At 69.1% G+C, this 13923-nt stretch carries 14 protein-coding genes; 10 read left to right on the top strand and 4 right to left on the bottom strand.

Annotated features, from left to right (window positions below; all coding sequences use genetic code 11):
- Positions 1–10 precede the first annotated feature (10 nt).
- From ACRC20_RS10535 to ACRC20_RS10515, 5 genes are all read left to right on the top strand, one after another.
- A complete protein-coding gene (locus ACRC20_RS10535) occupies positions 11–637 on the top strand; it encodes a riboflavin synthase (protein WP_438686330.1) in 627 nt (208 codons plus the stop codon).
- Positions 634–1893, top strand: coding sequence for a bifunctional 3,4-dihydroxy-2-butanone-4-phosphate synthase/GTP cyclohydrolase II (locus ACRC20_RS10530; protein WP_438686329.1), 1260 nt, complete (start codon positions 634–636; stop codon positions 1891–1893). The genes ACRC20_RS10535 and ACRC20_RS10530 overlap by 4 nt, the downstream gene beginning before the upstream one ends.
- Positions 1890–2369: a 6,7-dimethyl-8-ribityllumazine synthase gene (gene ribH, locus ACRC20_RS10525; protein ID WP_438686328.1), complete on the top strand. Its 480-nt coding sequence runs from the start codon at positions 1890–1892 to the stop codon at positions 2367–2369. The genes ACRC20_RS10530 and ribH overlap by 4 nt, the downstream gene beginning before the upstream one ends.
- A 144-nt stretch (positions 2370–2513) precedes the next feature.
- On the top strand, positions 2514–2927 hold the full coding sequence (locus ACRC20_RS10520) for a PH domain-containing protein (RefSeq protein WP_438686327.1): 414 nt from the start codon (positions 2514–2516) through the stop codon (positions 2925–2927).
- A gap of 9 nt (positions 2928–2936) precedes the next feature.
- Positions 2937–3539: a nitroreductase family protein gene (locus ACRC20_RS10515; RefSeq protein WP_438686326.1), complete on the top strand. Its 603-nt coding sequence runs from the start codon at positions 2937–2939 to the stop codon at positions 3537–3539.
- A gap of 6 nt (positions 3540–3545) precedes the next feature.
- Here the strand turns inward: ACRC20_RS10515 and ACRC20_RS10510 are convergent, their stop codons facing one another.
- From ACRC20_RS10510 to ACRC20_RS10495, 4 genes are all read right to left on the bottom strand, one after another.
- Positions 3546–3695, bottom strand: a complete 150-nt coding sequence (locus ACRC20_RS10510; protein WP_438686325.1) for a zinc transporter permease — start codon at positions 3693–3695, stop codon at positions 3546–3548.
- 92 nt (positions 3696–3787) lie between these two features.
- Positions 3788–4801, bottom strand: coding sequence for an alpha/beta hydrolase (locus ACRC20_RS10505; RefSeq protein ID WP_438686324.1), 1014 nt, complete (start codon positions 4799–4801; stop codon positions 3788–3790).
- On the bottom strand, positions 4794–5816 hold the full coding sequence (locus ACRC20_RS10500) for an alpha/beta hydrolase (protein WP_438686323.1): 1023 nt from the start codon (positions 5814–5816) through the stop codon (positions 4794–4796). Before ACRC20_RS10500 ends, ACRC20_RS10505 begins: the two co-directional genes overlap by 8 nt.
- Before the next feature lie 50 nt (positions 5817–5866).
- A complete protein-coding gene (locus tag ACRC20_RS10495; protein ID WP_438686322.1) occupies positions 5867–6976 on the bottom strand; it encodes an alpha/beta hydrolase fold domain-containing protein in 1110 nt (369 codons plus the stop codon).
- 407 nt (positions 6977–7383) lie between these two features.
- Here ACRC20_RS10495 and leuA point away from each other — a divergent pair, with 407 nt between their 5' ends.
- From leuA to ACRC20_RS10470, 5 genes are all read left to right on the top strand, one after another.
- A complete protein-coding gene (gene leuA, locus ACRC20_RS10490) occupies positions 7384–9192 on the top strand; it encodes a 2-isopropylmalate synthase (protein ID WP_438686321.1) in 1809 nt (602 codons plus the stop codon).
- Between the two features lie 91 nt (positions 9193–9283).
- Positions 9284–11812 (top strand): molybdopterin-dependent oxidoreductase, encoded by a 2529-nt coding sequence (locus ACRC20_RS10485; RefSeq protein WP_438686320.1) that lies wholly within the window; start codon positions 9284–9286, stop codon positions 11810–11812.
- A 45-nt stretch (positions 11813–11857) separates the two neighbouring features.
- The gene (locus ACRC20_RS10480; RefSeq protein ID WP_438686319.1) at positions 11858–12478 is read left to right on the top strand and encodes a TetR/AcrR family transcriptional regulator; all 621 of its coding nucleotides are present in this window, start codon (positions 11858–11860) and stop codon (positions 12476–12478) included.
- Positions 12479–12496: 18 nt separating this feature from the next.
- Positions 12497–13426 carry a TauD/TfdA dioxygenase family protein gene (locus ACRC20_RS10475; RefSeq protein ID WP_438686318.1) on the top strand — a complete coding sequence of 310 codons (930 nt, stop codon included), beginning with the start codon at positions 12497–12499 and terminating at the stop codon, positions 13424–13426.
- A 64-nt stretch (positions 13427–13490) separates the two neighbouring features.
- On the top strand, positions 13491–13877 hold the full coding sequence (locus ACRC20_RS10470; RefSeq protein WP_438686317.1) for a PLD nuclease N-terminal domain-containing protein: 387 nt from the start codon (positions 13491–13493) through the stop codon (positions 13875–13877).
- The last annotated feature ends 46 nt before the right edge of the window (positions 13878–13923 follow it).

Here is a 13923-nt window from a genome sequence, read left to right as displayed (position 1 = left end):
CGTGGCTCTTATGTTTACCGGCCTCGTTGAGGAGCTTGGCGAGGTGGCCTGGCTCAAACCGATCGGCGATTCGGCGCAGCTCGCCATCAAGGCGCAGCGCGTGGTCGAGGACGCCCGCCATGGCGATTCCATCGCCGTGAACGGGGTGTGCCTCACCGTGATCGACCAGCCCGAACCAGGCGTGTTCGTGGTGGACGCGATGGGCGAGACCCTTCGCCACACGAGCGTCGGCGCGCTCGAGCCCGGTTCGCTGGTGCACCTGGAGCGCGCCCTCGCCCTCGGCGCCCGGCTCGGCGGACACCTCGTCCAAGGCCATGTGGACGGCATCGGGCGAGTGCTCGGCCAAACCAAGGCGGAGTCGTGGGACGTGGTGCGGATCAGCCTCCCCGAAGACCTTGAGAAGTACGTCGCCCACAAAGGTTCGATCACGGTGGACGGGGTTTCCCTCACCGTGAGCGCAGTCGGCAAGGCGGCGGGAACAGAGAACGGCGCTGTGGCGTTCTTCGAAGTGTCGCTCATCCCCGAAACACTTCGGGCGACCACGCTCGGTCGTCACGCAGTCGGCGACGTGGTGAACCTGGAGGTTGATGTGATCGCGAAATATGTGGAGAGGCTGACCTCGGGGGTGGACCGATGAGCGGTTTCGACAGCATCGAGCGGGCGATCAAAGACATCGCCGACGGCAAAGCGGTCGTGGTGGTGGACGACGAGGACCGGGAGAACGAGGGCGACCTCACGTTCGCGGCCGAGAAAGCAACCCCGGAGCTGGTCGCGTTCATGATCCGCCACACCTCCGGCTACCTCTGCGTGCCGATGGAGGAAGAGGACTGCGACCGGCTCGACCTCCCGCCGATGTACCGGGTGAACCAAGACCGCCGGGGCACGGCCTACACGGTGACCGTGGACGCGAAGGAGGGGATCGGGACGGGCATTTCCGCTCGCGACCGCGCCCACACGATCCGGCTCCTCGCCGACCCTGGCACGAATGCTTCCGACCTCACCAGGCCTGGGCATATGGTGCCGCTGCGCGCGAAGCCGGGCGGCGTGCTGCGCAGGCCGGGGCACACCGAGGCCGCCGTGGACCTTGCCAGGCTCGCCGGGCTGCGCCCCACCGGGGTGATCTGCGAGATCGTGAGCACCAAGGACGAGGAGCAGATGGCCAAGGGCGACGAGCTCAGGGTCTTCGCCGAGGAGCACGACCTCGCCCGCGTGTCGATCGCGGACTTGATCCGCTACCGCAGGCGCTACGAGAAGCATGTGCGCCGTGAGGCGGAGGCGAGGCTTCCGACCCGGCACGGGGTGTTCCGCGCGCTCGGCTACTCCTGCGCGTACGAGGAGGCCGAGCATGTGGCGATGGTCTACGGCGACATCACGGACGGGGAGGACGTGCTGGTCCGCGTGCATTCGGAGTGTCTGACCGGCGATGTGTTCGGCAGCTTGCGATGCGACTGCGGCCCGCAGCTCGACGCGGCGATGGAGATCGTCGCCAAAGAGGGCAGGGGCGTTGTGCTGTACATGCGCGGGCACGAGGGCCGAGGCATCGGCCTGCTCGCGAAGCTCCGGGCGTACGAGCTGCAGGACGAAGGCGCCGACACGGTGGACGCGAACTTGCAGCTCGGCCTGCCCGCCGACGCCCGCGACTACGGGGTCGGGGCGCAGATCCTCGTGGACTTGGGCATCCGCTCGATGCGGCTGCTCACGAACAACCCGGCCAAACGGGTCGGCTTGGACGGCTACGGGCTCACGATCCACGACCGGGTGCCGATGCCGATGCGGGCGAACGCGGAGAACTTGCGCTACTTGCAGACCAAACGCGACCGGATGGGCCATGAGCTGCACGGTTTGGAAGAAGCGGTGCAGGCTGAGGCCTTGTTGAACGAAGGGCTGGCGTGAGCGCGGGCGAGCACGCGCCGGGGCTGGCCTTGAGCGGCGACGCGTCCGGGCTCACCATCGGGATCGTCGCGTCGGATTGGCACGCGGACATCGTGGAGGCGCTCCTTGCGGGCGCGTTGCGGGTGGCCGATCGGGCGCAGGTGAAGACGGAGGTGGTCCGGGCCGCTGGCGCATTGGAGCTCCCGATCCTCGCGCAGGAGCTGGCCGAGAGCAACGACGCGGTCGTCGCGCTCGGCGTCGTCGTGCGCGGCGACACGGCCCACTTCGACTACGTGTGGCAGACGGTGGCGCAGGGGCTTTTGCGCGCGAGCCTCGACTCCCGCACGCCGATCACCCACGGAGTCCTGACCACCGAGAACCGCGAGCAGGCGGTGGACCGCGCCGGACTGCCGGATTCTGCGGAGGACAAGGGCGGGGAGGCCGCCGCTGCGGCGATCAACACGGCGCTCGCGTTGCGGCGGCTGCGTTCGGCATGAGCACAGTATTTCCCGGCTGGGATCAGGCGGATGAGATCCAAGACAGCAGGCGACGACGTGTACGGAGGCGGAATGGGTACACGAGGAGCCGATAACGCCGGAGATCGCCGCCTGAGCCAGCCGTTGGTCATTCGGCCGAGGAAAATGCGTGTGTACGCGTGGATCGTCGCGGTGATCCTCGTGGCGATCCACACGACTATCGGCGTGCTGCTGCGGATTGCGGCGACCGGGGTGTATTTCCGGGTGTCCGACCAGGTGGCGTTGGTGCTGCTCGGACTGATCTTCGGCGGGCTCGCCCTGCTGTTCGCCCGGCCGAGGCTCCGGGTGCTCGACGAGGGGTTGGGCGTGCGCAACCTCTTCGCCGAGAAGCTGGTTCCTTGGGGGCAGGTCGTCTCTGTCTCGTTCCCGGAGTCCTCGCCGTGGGCGAGGGTGGACATCCCGGACGACGAGTTCGTCCCCACGATGGCGATCTCCGCGATCGACGGGCAATACGCGTTGGACTCGATTCGCGCGCTGCGGGCCGAGGTGGACCAACACATAGGCTCGGCGAGCCAGTAGGCTCGACATATGGCGGACGACTTCGCGGAGGCTGCGGCGCGGCTGCATCCGATGATCGCGGCGAGGCGCTCCGGGCGTTTGCTCGACCCTGCCGGGCTCGTGGGACGCGACCAGGTGACGACGCTCCTCGAAGCCGCGAGATGGGCCCCGACCTGGGGCAAGCGCCAGCCGGTGCGATTCATCGTCGGACTGCGCGGTCCAGACGGGCCGGATGAGACGTTCGGGAAGCTCCGAGGGCTTTTGAGCCGGGGTAATCAGTCTTGGGCGCCTGCGGCGGGAGCATTGGTGCTGTTCGCCGCGACTGCTGCGGGCGATCCCGACGAAATCGCGTACGCTCCGGTGGACCTCGGCCTCGCGCTCGGCCAGTTCATTCTCCAGGCGGTCGCGGACGGGTTGGTCGCGCACCCGATGGCCGGATTCGACAAGGCGGTCGCGAAAGCGGTTTTCGGCTTCCCGGCAGGATTCGAGCCATGGGCCGTGGTCGCGGTCGGCTTCGACGGGGCAGGGCTCGCGGGCGCGGATCCAGGGCTTGTGGCCAAGGAGAACGCGCCGCGCAAGCGCCTGCCGCTGTCGGACGTGGCGTTCGCCGGAAAATGGGGCGAGCGCTTCTAGTTCTCTTTAGTGCTCGTCGTAATGGTCGCCGTGGGGGTGGTGGCGATGGCCGTCGTGCAGGTAGTCGACGTGGCCGTCGTGCTCGACGGTCTCGTGGCCGCAATCCGGGCCGTGGAGGTGCTCGTGCTCGGTGTGGACATCATGCGGAGCGCTCATGGTCGCTTCCTCTCATCGTTGAGTCGGAACAATTACGTGCATAAATTAGCATACGACTATATGAAGGACAAGTATGCGGATCGAGGCATGCTTTAGCGCGCGGTTTCCGGTTGCGCGGAGGGGACGGCGGCCCCGGTCGTGCGGCGCACGAACTCGGCGGCGTTGCGGACCGCCCGCCGGGCGTCGGGGTTGATGTCGACGGCGACCTGGAAAACGTGGATCTGCCCTTCCCAGACTTCGAACGTCGTCGGCACGCCAGCCTCGGCCAGTTTGGCCGCGAGATGCTGGGCGTCGGGGAAGAGGAGCTCTGTCGAGCTGGCCTGGACCAAGACCGGCGGCAGCCCGGCAAGATCCCGGTCGGCGGGATTTGCGAGAGCCTCGGGCCCGAGCGGGGCGACGAACTGCTGGACGACGAGTTGCAGCTGCCGCCACGGGATCAGCGCTTCGCTCGCGACCCGCTCTCCGCGCAGCGATCGGCGCAGGTTGAGCCAGGGGGCGATGGCCACGAGCCCGGCGGGGAGGGGGAGTCCGGCCGCGCGGATGGCCTGGGCGGTGGCGATGGTCAGGTAGCCGCCTGCGGAGTCGCCCGCGACGACGATCCGCCCCGGCGCGTAGCCGTCCGCGAGGAGCTGGCGGTAGACGGCGAGGCAGTCGCCCGTGATCTCGGTGAACGGGATCTGCGGCGGCATCCGGTAGTCGATGGAGAAGACGGTCGCCCCGGAGTCTTGGGCGAGCGTCCCGGCGAGCCTGCGGTGCGTCCCGGGGCCGCAGACGACGAACGCGCCGCCGTGGAGGTACAGCACGGCCGTGTCGCTCTGCGGGTTCGGCGCGCTTCGCTCCACCGGGACTCCGCTCAGGACGAGCTTCGACCAGGACACGCCTCTCGGCGCGGGCGTCCGCGACACGGCCACGTTGAGCGCGCGGCGCACGGGTGCGTGCCACAGCTGCGCCCGTTTCCCGAGGGGGGTCCATTCTTCGAGAAAGACTAGGAACGCAAGGCCCAGTGAGGAGAGGGGTTTCAGGCCACGGCGCAGCACGAGGCCGATGAGCTTCGCCGGTCCGCTCGGCGGCCCGAATCGTTCGACGCGGGGGTTGGCCTCAGGCATGGGCGCTCGCTTTCTGGGCAGGGGCGGTCGTGGTCCGGACGAACTCGGCGATGCTGGCGATCGCCTGCCGCGACTCCGGCACGAGGCCGCCCGCGAGCTGGAAGACGTGCATCACGCCGTCCCACACCTGCAGCCGCACCGGGACCGCCGCCGCCGCGAGGGCTTCCGCGAGCCGGACGGCCTCCGGGTACAGGACTTCCGCCGAGCTGACTTGGACCAGCGTCGGCGGCAGCCCGGCGAGGTCGCGGTCGGTCGGGCTGGCGAGCGCCTCCGGTCCGTGCGGCGCGACGAGCTGGGCCACGACGCTCTTCGTCCAGCGCAAGGGAATGAGGTACTCCGTGCGTGTCCCGACGGGATTGATCGCCTTGCGCAGGTCGAGCCAGGGGGCGAGCGGGACGAGCCCGGCGGGGAGCGGCAGCCCGGCGGCCCGCGCCGCCTGCGCGACGGCGACGGTCAGGTATCCGCCCGCCGAGTCGCCCGCGAAGACGATCCTCCTCGGGTCGGTCCCGTCCGCGAGGAGCTGGCGGTAGACGGCGAGGCAGTCGTCGACGATCCTGGTGAACGGGGTCTGGGGAGGTTTGCGGTAGTCGGGGACGAGGACGGTCGCGCCCGATTCGAGGGCGAGGCGCCCGGTCAGCAGCCGGTGCGAGGACGGGCCGCCGATGACGAAGCCGCCGCCGTGGAAATAGAGGACGACGGCTTCGGCGCGCGCCTTCGGGGCGAGCCGTTCCACGTCGACGCCCCGGATCTTCGCCCGGCTGACGGCGACGCCCTCGGGCGCGGAAAGCGTCAGGCGGGTCAGGCCGTTGCCCGCGCGCCGCCAGATCGGGTGCGGGGAGATCGTGCTCAGCGGCGCGGGGGCCCATTCGCGCAAGAGGTCGGCGGCAAAGGCCGAGGCCCAGATGAACGGCTTGACGACCAGGAGGCCGATGGCGTTCTCGACCCTCGCGGCCCAGCTCGGCGAGGTGAATCGCTCGGTGCCGAGTCGTTCGGCGAAGGGTTGCTCGCTGCTCACGACGTCGATATTATGCGATAGCTCACAGTCCGGCGCGCGCAGGCGTCCCCCTATGTCGCCGCCGCGACCTCGTGGGCGAAGGCCGAGATCTGCTTGATGGCGGCGCGGGCGTCGGGGTTCACGTCGGCGGTCATCTGGAAATCGTGGATCTGCCCCTCCCAGACCTGCATCCGGACGTCGACCCCCGCTTTCGCGAGTGCGTCCGCCAGCCGGGCGGAGTCGGGGTAGAGGAACTCGGAGGAGCCGACCTGGATCAGCGTCGGGGGGAGATCGTCGAGCTGGCGGTCGATCGGGCTGTGCGCCTGGTCCGGCTCGCCCGCGAGGACCAGCGTCCGCGCGATGAGCACGGGCCATTGGCTCGGGATGAAGGGATCGCGGGCGCCGTCGCGCACCAGCCTGCGCTCGTCGAAGTCCAGCCACGGCGAGAGCAGCACCAGGCCCGCGGGCGCGGGCAGGCCCGCGTCACGCGCGGCCTGCACGGTCGCGAGGGCGAGGTACCCGCCCGCCGAGTCGCCCATGACGATCACCCGCGAAGGGTCCGCGCCCCGGTCCAGGAGGCCTTGGTACGCGGCGAGCCCGTCGGCGCGCAGCTCGGAGAAGGAGACTTGTGGGAGCTTGCGGTATTTGACCAGGTAACAGTCGCCGCCGATGGTTTTGGCGAGCGCGCCGCCCAGCCTGCGGTGCGTGCCGAAGCCGCCGAGGATGAACCCGCCGCCGTGGAAGAACAAGATGTCGGGCCCGGCATGCCCCTTCTTGCGCCGTTCGGCGGTTTCGAGCTCCACCGGCACCCCGCGCAGCCGCAGGCTGGTCCGGCGCACGCCCCTCGCGGGCGGCAACAGCATGTCTGCGGCCTGGTCGATCATCCACAGCGGCCAGCCGAGCTTGGCGAGCTTGCGCGAGCGGCCCCAGGTCAGCTCGGCGATGCCCGCCGCGAGGCTGAGCACCGGCTTGACCGCGACTCGCGTGGCCCCGGCGACGGCCGAGGCCGGAAGGGTCGGCGGGCCGAACCTGTCCAGCGCCGCCGCGCCTGGCGCGCCGGGGACGCTGCTCCTGGCGCCTTGCCCGAGTATCGAGACGGGGTGTCCGTTCGGTTGGGCGCTGTGCCCGCCCGGTTGGGCTTTGTGCTGCCCACGAGGCCTTTCTGGAACCGCTATTGTCATGCCTCTACCTCCATAACCCGATACCCCTCCCGTGGTTGTTTACCTGGAGGTTACATGAGTGTAAACGTGGTTTACGCAGGTTTTCTTCCGGGGTGCGGGCCTTGTTATGAGAGAGACGTCACATCGTTGCCGTCTGGCCTGCTGCCGCTCCGCCCGGCCTGGATTAGGGGCTCGAAGCCGGTTCGGATATAGTGGAGAAGATGTCGCGCGCGCTCCTCCTTCTCCGCCGTGCCAGGTTTTCGGGAAACACTCCCTAGCTGACCAGCTGCCTGGCACGGGGATTCCGCGCTGGTCGCCGAACCTATTATTTCTGCGTATGAGCACAGCTGCGAACGATCGCGCCGCATGCGTGCAGATCGAGCACCGTTGAAGATTCAGCTTCGAAACCGCTATTTGGAGAGCACATTATGACGACCACCCCCGCGCGCTCGGCAGACGCGCAGTATTCGCCCCGGCCCGCGACCACTCCCGACGGGCCCCGCTCGGCGGGCCAGCCCGCTTTCAACCCGCAGCGCGGATCGGCGATGCCGGTGCACCGGTACCGCGGCTTCGCCGCCGAGGTCGAGCGGATCAGCCTGCCCGACCGCACGTGGCCGGACAAGGACTTCGAGCGGGCTCCGCTGTGGTGCGCGGTCGACCTGCGCGACGGGAACCAGGCGCTGGTCGACCCGATGAGCCCCGCCCGAAAGCGCCGCATGTTCGACCTGCTGGTGGCGATGGGGTACAAGGAGATCGAGGTCGGCTTCCCCGCCGCGAGCCAGACGGACTACGACTTCCTTCGCGAGATCGTCGAGGACGGCGCGATCCCGGACGACGTGACGATCCAGGTGCTCGTGCAGTGCCGCGCCGACCTGATGCCGCGGACGTTCGAGGCGTGCGCGGGCGCGAAGAACGTGATCGTGCACTTCTACAACTCGACTTCGGTCCTGCAGCGCCGGGTCGTGTTCAAGGCGGACAAGCCCGCGATCGTGAAGATCGCGACCGACGCGGCGCGGCTGGTGCTCGAAGAGGCGAAGAAGTACCCGGACACCAACTGGCGCTTCCAGTACTCGCCCGAGTCCTACACCGGCACCGAGCTGTCCTTCGCCAAGGAGATCTGCGACGCGGTGGTCGAGGTGATCGACCCGACCCCGCAGAGCCCGATCATCTTGAACCTGCCCGCGACCGTGGAGATGGCCGCCCCGAACGTCTACGCGGACTCCATCGAATGGATGCACCGCAACCTCGCGCGGCGCGACTCGATCATTCTGTCCGTGCATCCGCACAACGACCGGGGCGAGGGCGTCGCGGCCGCCGAGTTCGGGTACCTGGCCGGAGCGGACCGGATCGAGGGATGCCTGTTCGGCAACGGCGAGCGCACCGGCAACGTGTGCCTGGTGACGTTGGGGCTGAACCTGCTCACCCAGGGCGTCGACCCGCAGATCGATTTCTCGGACATCGACTCGATCCGCCGCACGGTGGAGTACTGCAACCAGATGCCCGTGCCGGAGCGCCACCCCTACGGCGGCGACCTGGTGTACACCGCGTTCTCCGGCAGCCACCAGGACGCCATCAACAAGGGCATGGACGCGCTGGCCGCCTCGGCCGCCGCGCAGGGGATCGCGGTCGCGGACGCGCTGTGGGAGGTGCCCTACCTCCCGATCGACCCGAAGGACGTCGGCCGCAACTACGAGGCGGTGATCCGGGTGAACTCCCAGTCCGGCAAGGGCGGGGTGGCGTACATCCTCAAGCACGACCACGGCATGGCGTTGCCGAGGCGGCTGCAGGTCGAGTTCTCCCGCGCGGTGCAGGCGGTCGCGGACTCCGAGGGCGGCGAGCTGACCTCGAAGGAGCTGTGGGACCTGTTCGTCGAGGAGTACTTCCGGTTCGAGCGCCCGCTGGAGCGGATGAGCCAGGACATCCAGGCGGCCTCGACCGACGACGGCGTGGACCAGCTCACCGCCGTCGTGAAGTTCCACGGGGCCGAGCGGGAGATCAAGGGCTCGGGCAACGGCCCGCTCGACGCGTTCGCGAACGCTTTGTCCGGGCTCGGGGTCGAGGTCTCGGTGCTGGACTACTCCGAGCACGCGCTGACCTCGGGCACGGACGCCCAGGCCGTCGCATATGTCGAATGCCGGGTGGACGGCGCGACGGTGTGGGGGGTCGGGGTCGCCACGTCGATCACCACCGCCTCGCTGCGAGCGGTGGTCTCCGCCGTCAACCGCGCCGTCCGCTGATCTTCCGCCTGCCCCGAATGTGGGCTGCGCCATAGACTCCTCGGGAATATGCCCTATGCTGTAGGACATATTCCCGAGGAAGGGCAGAACCATGGCGCAGGACAGCGATCAGGCCGGGCCGTCGGTCGGCGATTGGAAGAAATCCGCGTGCATCTTGTGCGAATGCAACTGCGGCCTGGAGATCCAGACCGACGGCAGGCGGTTCGCGAAGATCCGGGGCGACAAGGCCCACCCCAGCTCGGCGGGATACACCTGCGAGAAGCCGCTGCGGCTGGACTTCTATCAGAACGGCAGGCGGCTCGAAACCCCGCTGCGCCGCACGCCGGACGGCGGTTACGAGGAGATCGGCTGGGACGTGGCGGTCGCCGAGATCGCGGCCAAGCTGCTCAAGGTCCGCGAGGAGCACGGCGGGGACAAGATCTTCTTCTACGGCGGCGGCGGGCAGGGCGCCCACTCGAACGGCGCCTACCTCAAATCGCTCATGTCCGTCCTCGGGGCGAGGTATTACTCGAACGCGCTCGGGCAGGAGAAGAGCGGCGAGATGTGGGTGGACGGCAAGATCTCCGGCGGGCACACGAAGGGGGACTTCGAGCACAGCGAAGTGATCGTCTTCGTCGGCAAGAACCCGTGGCAGTCGCACAGCTTCCCGAGGACGCGCCCGACGCTCAAAGCCATCGCCGCCGATCCGGGGCGCAGCATCATCGTCATCGACCCGAGGCGCACGGAGACCGCCGAGCTCGCCGATTTCCATCTGCAGGTGCGCCCGGGCTCGGACGCGTGGTGCCTCGCCGCCATGCTCGGCGTGCTCGTGCAAGAAGACCTGGTCGACCGGGTTTTCCTCGACCAGCACGCCGTCGAGGTCGAGCCGGTCCTCGCCGCGCTTGCCGATATTCCGGTCGCGGGCTTCGCCGAGGAATGCGGGGTGGACGAGCAGCTGATCCGGGCGGCCACGCGCAGGTTCGCCGCCGCGAAGACGGCTGCCACCTACGAAGACCTCGGGGTCCAGCAGTCGCCGAACAGCACGTTGTGCTCGTACCTCAACAAGCTGCTCTGGGTCCTCACGGGCAACTTCGGCAAGCCTGGCGCGATGTACCTGCATTCGAGCCTCGCGCCGATCGCGGGCGGCGGGTCGAACGCTTCGTCGCGAAAAAAGCCGTCTCCGGCCAAGCGGGCCGCGCAGAAGCTCGTCGTCCGGTCGGCGGCACTCGCCGCCGAGGCCGTGGCTCGGGCCGTGCCGTTCGCGGCGCGATCCCGGCTCGCCCGGCCCCTCGCGGCGCGGCTGTCGAGGCTCGGGCTGGCCACAGTGGTCCCCGCCTTCGGCCCGAAGGCGGGGATCGGCCCGAGCGGGGGCGGCGGGGCGCGCCGGACCCCGGTGACCGGCGCGCGGATCATCGCGGGGCTCGTGCCCTGCAACTCCATCGTGGAGGAGATCCGCACCGACCACCCCGACCGGTTCCGGGCGATGTGGGTGGACAGCTCCAATCCCGCGCACTCGCTCGTGGACTCGGCAGGCTTCCGCGAGGCGATGCGCGAGCTCGACCTGTCGGTGGTCGTCGACGTCGCGTTCACCGAGACGGCGCGCCACGCGGACTACGTCCTCCCGGCGAACAGCCAGTTCGAGAAGTGGGACGTCTCTTTCTTCAACGTGGAGTTCCCGCGCAACGCGGCACAGGTCCGTCCGCCGGTGCTGAGCCCGCTGCCGGGGACGAGGCCGGAGTCGCAGATCTACGCCGAGGTCATCCGGGCGACGGGCCTCGTGGACCGCGCGCTGGTCGAGCGGCTGAAACGGGCCGAGCAAGACGACCACGACGTGTTCCGGATGGCCTTCTTCGCCACACTGGCGGCGAAGCCCGCATTGGCGGCTTTGGTCCCGTACCTCCTCTACGAGGCGCTCGGCCCGGGCATGCCCGACGGCGCCGCCCATGTCGCGTTCCTGTGGGGCGCGGCGCACCTCTGCGCGTTCGCGAATCCCGACGGCGTGCGCCGTGCCGGGTTCGCGGGCACGGGCCTCGAACCGGGGGAGAAGCTTTTCGCGGCGCTCCTGTCGCGGCCTTCGGGCGTCGTGTTCACCGACGACCGATGGGAGGACGTCTGGCGCTATGTGCGCAGGCGCGACCGGCGGTTCACCGTGCACATCCCGGAGCTTTTGGCGGAGCTCGACGGGCTGCGCGGGCAGAAGGCCGTCTTCACGAGCGAGGAGTTCCCGTTCACCCTCTCCGCGGGGGAGCGGCGCTCCTTCACCGCCAACACGATCATCCGGAACCCGGATTGGCGGCGGCGGGACGGGGACGGCGCGTTGCGGATGAGCCCGCAGGACGCCGAGCGGCTCGGCGTGGCGAGCGGGAGCCTGGTGCGGGTGGTCGCCGAGCGGGGCAGCGCCGAAGCCATGGTGGAGGTGAGCGACATGATGCAGGCGGGGCATATGTCCCTGCCGAACGGCCTCGGCCTTGACACCGTCGACGAGGGCGGGAACGCGGTGCGTCGCGGCGTCGCGCTCAACGAGCTGACTTCGGTCGGTCGTCGTGACGCGTTCGCGGGCACGCCGTGGCACAAGAACGTCCCGATCAGGATCGAGAAGGCCGAGGCCGGAGGGCCGGTGGGGATTCTCAGCGAGATTTAAGGCGCACGCCTTGATTTTTTAAGGAACATGCCTTAGATTGGGGGCATGGCAAAAGCAGACTCCCGGATGGCGATGATCGACGCGGCGGAGGCCATCGTGGCCGAGCGCGGGCTCGGCGCGATGTCCCTCCGCGAAGTGCAGACCGCCGCGGGCCAGCTCAACAAGAACGCCGCCCAATACCACTTCGGCAGCCGGGACGGCCTCATCGCCGCAGTCGTCGAGGCCCGGATGGGCCCGATCAACGAGCGCCGTTGGCGGATGGTCGAGGCGCTCGACCCCGCCGAGGCCGCGCCCCGGCAGTGGATCGAGGCCCTCGTCCTGCCCCTGGCTCAGGCGGTCCGGGACGACAAGGGCAGCCGGTACGCGCGTTTCCTGGCGCAAGCCTTCCTCGACCCGCAGCTGGGCTCGATGGTCGCGGGCCACATCCGCACCGGCAGCTACCGCGCGGCGCAGGACGGGCTCGTCGCGGCGGGCGGGCTCCCGCAGCCGCTCGCGTCCCGACGGGCGTTTTTCGTGCTCTCCATGGTCGTGGTCTCCCTCGCGGGCTGGGAAGCCCGCCGCGAGGGGTTCGACCACACCGACGACTTCATCGCAGACCTGGTCGAAGCCGCATCCGCGGCGTTCGCCGCGCCATCGGCCCTGTCCATCGACACGGCCGCCAAGTAAGACAAGAAGGAGAAAACTATGTCCGCTCCCACCGTTCCGGCCCGTTTCCGCAATATGCCCCCCGGCCCCCTGTTGGGGGACCGCGTCCTGGCCGACGCGCAACGCCAGCCGTACACGCTCTTCGAGCTCGCCCCCGTGTCCCCGATCATCGGCGCGGAAATCTCGGGCGTCCGACTGAGCGGGGAGTTGTCCCCGGAAGTCCTCGCCGAGCTGCGCCGGGCCCTGTTGGAGTGGAAAGTGCTCTTCTTCCGGGACCAGGACATCCGCCGGGAAGAGCACCGCGACTTCGCCGCGCTCTGGGGCGGCTTGGAGCAGCATCCCTTCGCGAACATCATCGGCGACAGCGGGGACGTCGACGTCGTCGCGTTGGCGAAAGACGCCACGAAAGCAGGCGTGGAGAACCTCTGGCACAACGACGTCACCTGGCGGGTCGCGCCCTCATTCGCGGCGATCTTGCGCGCGGTCGAGGTCCCCGCGCTGGGCGGCGACACCCTGTGGGCCGACACCGGGGCGGCCTACGACGTGCTCTCCGACGAGATGAAGGAGAAAATCGACGGCCTCGTCGCCGAGCACGACTGGGCCAGCAGCTTCGGCCTCTCCATGTCGCAGGAGCAGATCGCCGCGCTGCGGCCGCAGTTCCCGGTCGCGAACCACCCCGTGGTCCGAGTGATCCCGGAGACCGGTCGCCGGGTGCTCTTCGTCAACCGCGTCTTCACCGAGCGGATCCTCGGGATGGACGAGTCCGAGTCCGCCGAGCTGCTCGAGACGCTCTACCGGCATATGAACCGCCCGGAGTTCCAGGTGCGGCTGCGCTGGGCCAAGAACACGATCGCCATGTGGGACAACCGCGCCTGCCAGCATTACGCGGTGAGCGACTATTTCCCCAACCGGCGCGTGATGGAGCGGATCTCGGTCATCGGCGACCGCCCCGTCGGAGTCCAGGGCTGAGCGGCTAAGATCGCTCTCCAGTCCCAGAAAGTTTCCTTCTGGGGCTGGAGAGCGAGGGGGCGGTATGCCGTACGGGTTGCTGAGCCTGGTGACGCTTGCGCTTTTGGTGTTCTGCCTGGCGGACGCGATCACCAGGGACGACGCGGAAGTGCGCCATCTGCCGAAGCTGCTCTGGATTTTCATCATCCTGATCATGCCGCTGGTCGGCTCGGCCCTGTGGCTCGTGATCGGCCGCCCGCCGCTGCGGTGGAACGCGGCGCAGCGCCCTCGGGCCCGCTACTCCGAGTACGACCGGCCCGGCAGGCTCGTGCCCCAAGATCCCGCCGCGGACGAGGAGTTCCTGCGCAAATGCCGGGAGCGCGCCGAGGAGCAGCGCCGGATCGGGAAAGAAATCCTCCGCGCGCAGCGCGCGGAGGAAGAACGCGGAAAACAGGAACAAGACGGCTCCTGACCGCGTTGAACGAAAAGTGAGATCGAGATTGCGCGCAACTGGCCGG

Source organism: Segniliparus sp. (genome assembly GCF_051660745.1).
Classification (GTDB): Bacteria; Actinomycetota; Actinomycetes; order Mycobacteriales; family Mycobacteriaceae; genus Segniliparus.
Note: the sequence above shows the minus strand (reverse complement) of the source record. Positions and strands in the feature narration are given on the sequence as shown.

What these genes read in the sequence shown, in the direction of transcription:
- ACRC20_RS10535 (WP_438686330.1), top strand. Translation starts at nt 11, where the DNA reads ATGTTTACCGGCCTCGTTGAGGAGCTTGGCGAGGTGGCCTGGCTCAAA.
- ACRC20_RS10530 (WP_438686329.1), top strand. Translation starts at nt 634, where the DNA reads ATGAGCGGTTTCGACAGCATCGAGCGGGCGATCAAAGACATCGCCGAC.
- ACRC20_RS10520 (WP_438686327.1), top strand. Translation starts at nt 2,514, where the DNA reads ATGCGTGTGTACGCGTGGATCGTCGCGGTGATCCTCGTGGCGATCCAC.
- ACRC20_RS10515 (WP_438686326.1), top strand. Translation starts at nt 2,937, where the DNA reads ATGGCGGACGACTTCGCGGAGGCTGCGGCGCGGCTGCATCCGATGATC.
- ACRC20_RS10510 (WP_438686325.1), bottom strand. Translation starts at nt 3,695, where the DNA reads ATGAGCGCTCCGCATGATGTCCACACCGAGCACGAGCACCTCCACGGC.
- ACRC20_RS10505 (WP_438686324.1), bottom strand. Translation starts at nt 4,801, where the DNA reads ATGCCTGAGGCCAACCCCCGCGTCGAACGATTCGGGCCGCCGAGCGGA.
- ACRC20_RS10495 (WP_438686322.1), bottom strand. Translation starts at nt 6,976, where the DNA reads ATGACAATAGCGGTTCCAGAAAGGCCTCGTGGGCAGCACAAAGCCCAA.
- leuA (WP_438686321.1), top strand. Translation starts at nt 7,384, where the DNA reads ATGACGACCACCCCCGCGCGCTCGGCAGACGCGCAGTATTCGCCCCGG.
- ACRC20_RS10485 (WP_438686320.1), top strand. Translation starts at nt 9,284, where the DNA reads ATGGCGCAGGACAGCGATCAGGCCGGGCCGTCGGTCGGCGATTGGAAG.
- ACRC20_RS10480 (WP_438686319.1), top strand. Translation starts at nt 11,858, where the DNA reads ATGGCAAAAGCAGACTCCCGGATGGCGATGATCGACGCGGCGGAGGCC.
- ACRC20_RS10475 (WP_438686318.1), top strand. Translation starts at nt 12,497, where the DNA reads ATGTCCGCTCCCACCGTTCCGGCCCGTTTCCGCAATATGCCCCCCGGC.
- ACRC20_RS10470 (WP_438686317.1), top strand. Translation starts at nt 13,491, where the DNA reads ATGCCGTACGGGTTGCTGAGCCTGGTGACGCTTGCGCTTTTGGTGTTC.